Origin of the sequence: Brevundimonas sp., assembly GCF_023259385.1 — a bacterium.
Taxonomy (GTDB): Bacteria; Pseudomonadota; Alphaproteobacteria; order Caulobacterales; family Caulobacteraceae; genus Brevundimonas.
Map to the genome: position 1 here is coordinate 1 of NZ_JAHFPF010000248.1, position 5,117 is coordinate 5,117.

Annotated in this window: 8 protein-coding genes and 1 tRNA gene; 5 read left to right on the forward strand and 4 right to left on the reverse strand. The window is 68.3% G+C overall.

Annotated elements, in window-relative coordinates; all coding sequences use genetic code 11:
• Positions 1-305, forward strand: a 305-nt coding sequence (locus Q0C81_RS15735; protein ID WP_291840045.1) for an efflux RND transporter permease subunit, incomplete at its 5' end; no start/stop codon positions are given.
• A gap of 55 nt (positions 306-360) precedes the next feature.
• Here the strand turns inward: Q0C81_RS15735 and Q0C81_RS15740 are convergent.
• Entirely contained in the window at positions 361-873 is a 513-nt protein-coding gene (locus Q0C81_RS15740) for a cytochrome c family protein (protein ID WP_291840048.1), read from the reverse strand.
• 155 nt (positions 874-1,028) lie between these two features.
• Here Q0C81_RS15740 and Q0C81_RS15745 point away from each other — a divergent pair, with 155 nt between their 5' ends.
• The 3 genes from Q0C81_RS15745 (at position 1,029) to Q0C81_RS15755 (ending at position 3,670) form a co-directional block, all read left to right on the forward strand.
• On the forward strand, positions 1,029-1,301 hold the full coding sequence (locus Q0C81_RS15745) for a FeoA family protein (RefSeq protein ID WP_291840050.1): 273 nt from the start codon (positions 1,029-1,031) through the stop codon (positions 1,299-1,301).
• Entirely contained in the window at positions 1,301-3,172 is a 1,872-nt protein-coding gene (locus Q0C81_RS15750) for a ferrous iron transporter B (RefSeq protein WP_291840054.1), read from the forward strand. The genes Q0C81_RS15745 and Q0C81_RS15750 overlap by 1 nt, the downstream gene beginning before the upstream one ends.
• Before the next feature lie 81 nt (positions 3,173-3,253).
• On the forward strand, positions 3,254-3,670 hold the full coding sequence (locus Q0C81_RS15755; protein ID WP_291840057.1) for a hypothetical protein: 417 nt from the start codon (positions 3,254-3,256) through the stop codon (positions 3,668-3,670).
• A 12-nt stretch (positions 3,671-3,682) separates the two neighbouring features.
• Here the strand turns inward: Q0C81_RS15755 and Q0C81_RS15760 are convergent.
• Positions 3,683-3,758: transfer RNA gene (locus Q0C81_RS15760), tRNA-Thr, on the reverse strand.
• A gap of 62 nt (positions 3,759-3,820) precedes the next feature.
• Between Q0C81_RS15760 and Q0C81_RS15765 the strand changes: the two genes are divergently transcribed.
• Complete coding sequence (locus tag Q0C81_RS15765) at positions 3,821-4,174, forward strand: DMT family protein (RefSeq protein WP_291840059.1); 354 nt, start codon at positions 3,821-3,823, stop codon at positions 4,172-4,174.
• A 12-nt stretch (positions 4,175-4,186) separates the two neighbouring features.
• On the opposite strand, the gene Q0C81_RS15770 is transcribed toward Q0C81_RS15765, so the two are convergent.
• A complete protein-coding gene (locus Q0C81_RS15770) occupies positions 4,187-4,591 on the reverse strand; it encodes a DUF1761 domain-containing protein (protein ID WP_291840060.1) in 405 nt (134 codons plus the stop codon).
• Positions 4,592-4,673: 82 nt separating this feature from the next.
• Positions 4,674-5,111, reverse strand: a complete 438-nt coding sequence (locus tag Q0C81_RS15775) for an HIT family protein (RefSeq protein WP_291840063.1) — start codon at positions 5,109-5,111, stop codon at positions 4,674-4,676.
• Positions 5,112-5,117: the final 6 nt, after the last annotated feature.

A 5,117-nucleotide genomic window follows, 5' to 3' on the forward strand; every position in this document is an offset into this window, starting at 1 on the left:
ACGCCATCATCGAGTCGTCGACCCTGCGCCTGCGTCCGATCATCATGACCTCGATCGCCACCGCCTTCGGCGCCCTGCCGCTGGTGTTGTGGCACGGGGCGGGGGCGGGCAGCCGCCAGACCATCGGCGTGGTGATCTTCGCCGGGGCCATGTTCGCGACCCTGCTGACCCTGTTCGTGGTGCCCGTGATCTACGGCGTGCTGGCGCGCTTCACCAAGTCGCCGGAATACACCGCCCGCAAGATCGAGGAGTGGGAAGCCCAGGAGACCACCGCCAACGACAAGGGCCTGGCGGCGGCGGAGTAGGGACCAGCCAATCTGCTATCGTCATCCCAGCGAAGGCCGGGATGACGATAGCTTTTTATTGAGCCGCCGGCGGAGCCCCCGCCGGAACGTATCCGGTCTCGACCTTCAGCCAGGCGATGACGTCGCGGCGGTCGGTCGCGTCCGGCAGGCCGGGGAAGGTCATCTTGTTGCCGGGCAGGAAGGTACGCGGGTTCTCCAGCCAGTGATCCAGCTTTTCGGCGTCCCAGACGAAGCCGGCGGTCTTCACCGCGTTCGAATAGTTGTACTTGGCCGCGGTCCCCGCCTGACGCCCGAAGACGCCGTACAGGTTCGGTCCGGTCATGTTCGGTCCGCCCTCGGTCACCGTGTGGCACGAGCGGCAGCGGGCGAAGACGCGGCGGCCGTTGTCCAGGTCGCCCTGATTGTACGGGGCGGGCAGGGCGGCCAGCAGGACGGCCTTCTGCGCCGGGGTCAGTTCCGGCTTCGGCGGCGCGGCGGGCGCGGCCGATCCGGCCCCGCCGTCGCTACAGGCGGACAGGCCCAGCAGGGCGGCCAGGGAGAGCGCGGGGACGAGGGCGAGGCGGGTCATGAGGAGGCTCCGGAATCCGGGAGCAGTGATAGCTCAAACACCGGCCCGGACAACCGCCCTGCGACGCTTGGCCGGGGTGGACGCTGAGGTGTCGCTCCTGATAATCACTGTCAGGAAAGGCGCGCCTTTTTCGCGCCGGCGTTTCCACGAGTTCCATGTCTGACACCCTCAAACTGAGCGAGGCCCGCAAGGGCGCCCGCGGCGTCATCGTTCAGGTCGGCGAGCACTGCCACCACAAGGGCGACGCCGTCGAACTGGAGCGCCGCCTGATCGAACTGGGCTTCGTCGAGGGCGCGCGCGTGGAGCTGCTGCACGAGGGCCTGTTCGGCCGTGATCCCATCGCCATGAAGGTCGACGACATGCGCGTCGCCCTGCGCCGTCACGAGGCCGCCAGCCTGACGATCCGCCTGGACGGGACCGCCGCCTGATGGACATGCAGGTTCGCACGCCCCGCGTCGCCCTGGTCGGCAACCCGAACAGCGGCAAGACCGCCCTGTTCAACGCCCTGACGGGCGCTCACCAGAAGGTCGCCAACTATGCCGGGGTCACCGTCGAGCGGAAGGAAGGCCACATCCGCACCGGCGAGGGCCGCGCCCTGACCGTCCTCGACCTGCCGGGCACCTACTCCCTGCGCGCCCGCAGCCCGGACGAGGAGGTCACGCGCGACGCCGTCCTGGGCAAGCTGGCCGGAGAGGTTCCGCCGGACGTGATCGTGGCCGTGGCCGACGCCACCAACCTGCGCCTGGTCCTGCGCCTGGTGCTGGAGCTGAAGGCCGTCGGGCGTCCGATGGTGCTGGCGCTCAACATGTACGACATCGCCCAGCGTCAGGGGCTGCGCATCGATCTGGAGAGGCTTCAGGCTGAACTGGGCGTGCCGGTGATCCCGACCACGGCCACGCGCCGCCGGGGCGTCGCCGAACTGATCGCCGCCGTCGACGCCGCCGCCGGGACCCTGTCGGCCACCGCCGAGAGCGAGTGGATCTCTCCGGACGCCGACGCCCTGCGCGGCAAGGCCCGCGAGGCCGAGCGCATCATGAAGGCCTGCGTCAAGCCGCCCGAGCGTCCGGACACCCTGACCGGCAAGATCGACGGCGTGCTGCTGCACCCGGTCGCGGGCCTGCTGATCCTGGTCGCCCTGCTGTTCGTCATGTTCCAGGCGGTCTTCACCTGGGCGACGCCGCTGATGGACGGCATCGAGGGCGTCCTGGGCGGCTTCGGCGCCTGGATCGCCACCGTCATGCCGGACGGCATCTGGCAGAGCCTGATCGTCGACGGCCTGATCGCGGGCGTCGGCGGGGTGCTGGTCTTCCTGCCGCAGATCCTGATCCTGTTCCTGTTCATCCTCCTGCTGGAGGACTTCGGCTACATGGCCCGGGCCGCCTTCCTGATGGACCGGGTCATGGGCGGGGCGGGGCTGCACGGCCGGGCCTTCATTCCGCTGCTGTCCAGCTTCGCCTGCGCCATTCCCGGCGTGATGGCGGCGCGGGTGATCGATTCCAAGCGCGACCGGCTGACCACCATCATGGTCGCGCCGCTGATGACCTGTTCGGCGCGCATCCCCGTCTATGTCCTGATCATCGGCGCCTTCATTCCGAACGAGAAGGTGTGGGGCGTGCTCAGCCTGCAGGGGCTGGTGATGTTCGGCCTCTACGCCGCCGGCATCGTCAGCGCCCTGATCGTCTCCTTCGTCATCCGCAAGATCTTCTGGAGGGGCGCGGTCGAGCCCTTCATGATGGAGCTGCCCGCCTACAAGCTGCCCGATCCCAAGAGCGTGGCCTTCAACCTGTGGCTCCGCGCCCGCATCTTCCTGGAGCGGGCCGGGCGGATCATCCTGCCGCTGATGGTCATCGTCTGGGCGCTGGCGACCTTCCCCTATCCGCCCGAGGGCGCGACCCAGCCAGCCATCGACTACTCCTTCGCCGGCATGATCGGGCGGGCGCTGGAGCCCATCTTCGCACCCATCGGCTTCAACTGGCAGATGGTCATCGCCCTGATCCCGGGCATGGCGGCGCGCGAGGTCGCGGTGGCGGCCCTGGGCACCGTCTACGCCGTCGCCGATCCCGAGAGCGCCACCAGCCTGCTGGGCGCGACCCTGGCGTCGCACTGGTCGCTGGCCACCGGCCTGGCCTTCCTGGCCTGGTACATCTTCGCCCCGCAGTGCGTGGCGACGCTGGGCGTGGTCAAGCGCGAGCTGAACTCGTGGAAATGGATGTGGGTTATGGTCGTCTACATGTTCGGCCTGGCCTATCTGGCCGCCTTCGTGACCTACCACCTGTCCGTGGCGCTGGGCGGAGGCTGAGCCCCGGCGCGTCCGTCGCCGAACTCCGGTTGACAAGGCGGCCGCGCGCGGTCGATCTCCCTGTCAACCGGGGGTCGGATCATGCAGTCGCCAAACAACCCGTCGCCGTGCCGCCACGACTACCTGTGGTCCGACGTCCATCAGGCCGAGCTCTGCCGCCATTGCGGCAAGGGAAAGGCCGCCGCCGTCGCGCCCGCCATGGCCCTGCCCGCGGAGGACGGATTTCTCGAGATTCCGGTCTTCAACGACCCGCTGCCGCCGCGCCGGGCCGCCGCCGGCGACAAGGTGCTCAAGGCCCAGGCCCTGCTTCGCCGCGACGCCCTGCTGACCCTGCTGGAGCGGCTGGCCGAGGACCGCCCGCCGTCGCGCGAGGACGCCATTGACGCGGTGCTGGCGGTGATCGAGGACGCGCACTCGGCCGATCCGGTGCTGTTCGGCGAGGCCGCCGCCCGCCACTTCGCCCGCCTGCATGAGGCGCGGACCGGGCTGGTCTTCTGAAGGGGCAGGGGATGGTGCCGGCTGCAGGAATCGAACCCGCGACATCCAGTTTACAAAACTGGCGCTCTACCAACTGAGCTAAGCCGGCGTCCCGCTTGACGGGCGGCCCTTATGCTGGCGCATGGAGCGGGACGCAAGCGGGGTCGATACGTGCCGATATCCTTTCCACACATCGCGCCGGTGCTCATGCTGGTCGCGTCCAACGTCTTCATGACGCTGGCCTGGTATGGCCACCTGAAATTCGGGTCCAAGCCGCTGTGGATCGTGGTGATCGTCAGCTGGGGCATCGCCTTCTTCGAATACTGCCTCGCCGTGCCCGCCAACCGCATCGGCCATCAGGTCTATTCGGCCGCCGAGCTGAAGACGATGCAGGAGGTCATCACCCTGATCGTCTTCGCCGTCTTCTCGGTGACCTTCCTGGGCGAGAAGCTGACGATGAACCACGCCGTCGGCTTCGCCCTGATCATCGCCGGGGCGTGGTTCATCTTCCGCGGGCCGCTCTAGGCCACCCTCAGGTCAGGCCTTCTTGCCGATCTTCAGCCCGCCGATGATCGCCCCGCCCAGCAGGTAGATGACCAGCAGGTGGCTCCAGTCGATGTGGATCAGGCGGATGTCCGAGGTCTGGTAGATGAAGTTGTAGGCCGAGGTCATCAGGGCGAAGCAGACGCAGGCGACCAGGCCGATCTTCAGCCCGCCCTTCCAGCCCGCCGACCCCTCGCGGGCGATGAACCAGCCCAGGCCGATCATGGTGATGAAGGTCTGGACCAGGCCGGCCAGCATCCACATCGGATCGCCCCCCTCGCCGGTGACGCCGGTCAGGGTCTTCCACTGCGCCTCGAAAATCACGCCGTACCAGAGGAAGCCGACGAAGAAGGCGACGACGGTCGCCACCAGGATGCCCGGCCAGTTTAGCTTGCCCATTGGATGCCCCTCCCAAGGCCGCGGATGAGTCCGCTGAGGAAGAAAGGCTACGCTCGCGCCGCCCGGCGTCAATGAACGGCGTTCACTCCAGTTCGGCGGCGATGCGGTCCGCCAGCGCGCGCAGCGCCTCGGTGTCGGCCATGGGGGCGTGGCCGTGGCCCTTCATCGGGCGGTCGGCCCAGCGCGGCACGATATGGAAATGCAGGTGGAAGACGGTCTGGCCCCCGGCCTCGCCGTTGAACTGCAGGATCTGGAAGCCCTCGGGCTTCAGCGCCTTCTCGACCGCGCGGGCGGTGCGCCGGGTGGCCTCCATGACCTTTGCGAGGGCTTCGGGCTCGATCTCCAGCAGGTTGCGGGCGGTCGAGGTCTTGGACACCACCAGCACATGGCCTTCCGACTGCGGGAAGACGTCCATGAACACCAGGACGTCGGCGTCCTCCCACACCTTCACCGACGGAATCTGGCCCTTCAGGATCCTGGCGAAGATGTTGTCGGGGTCGTAAGGCGCGTGAAGGGTCATGTGGGG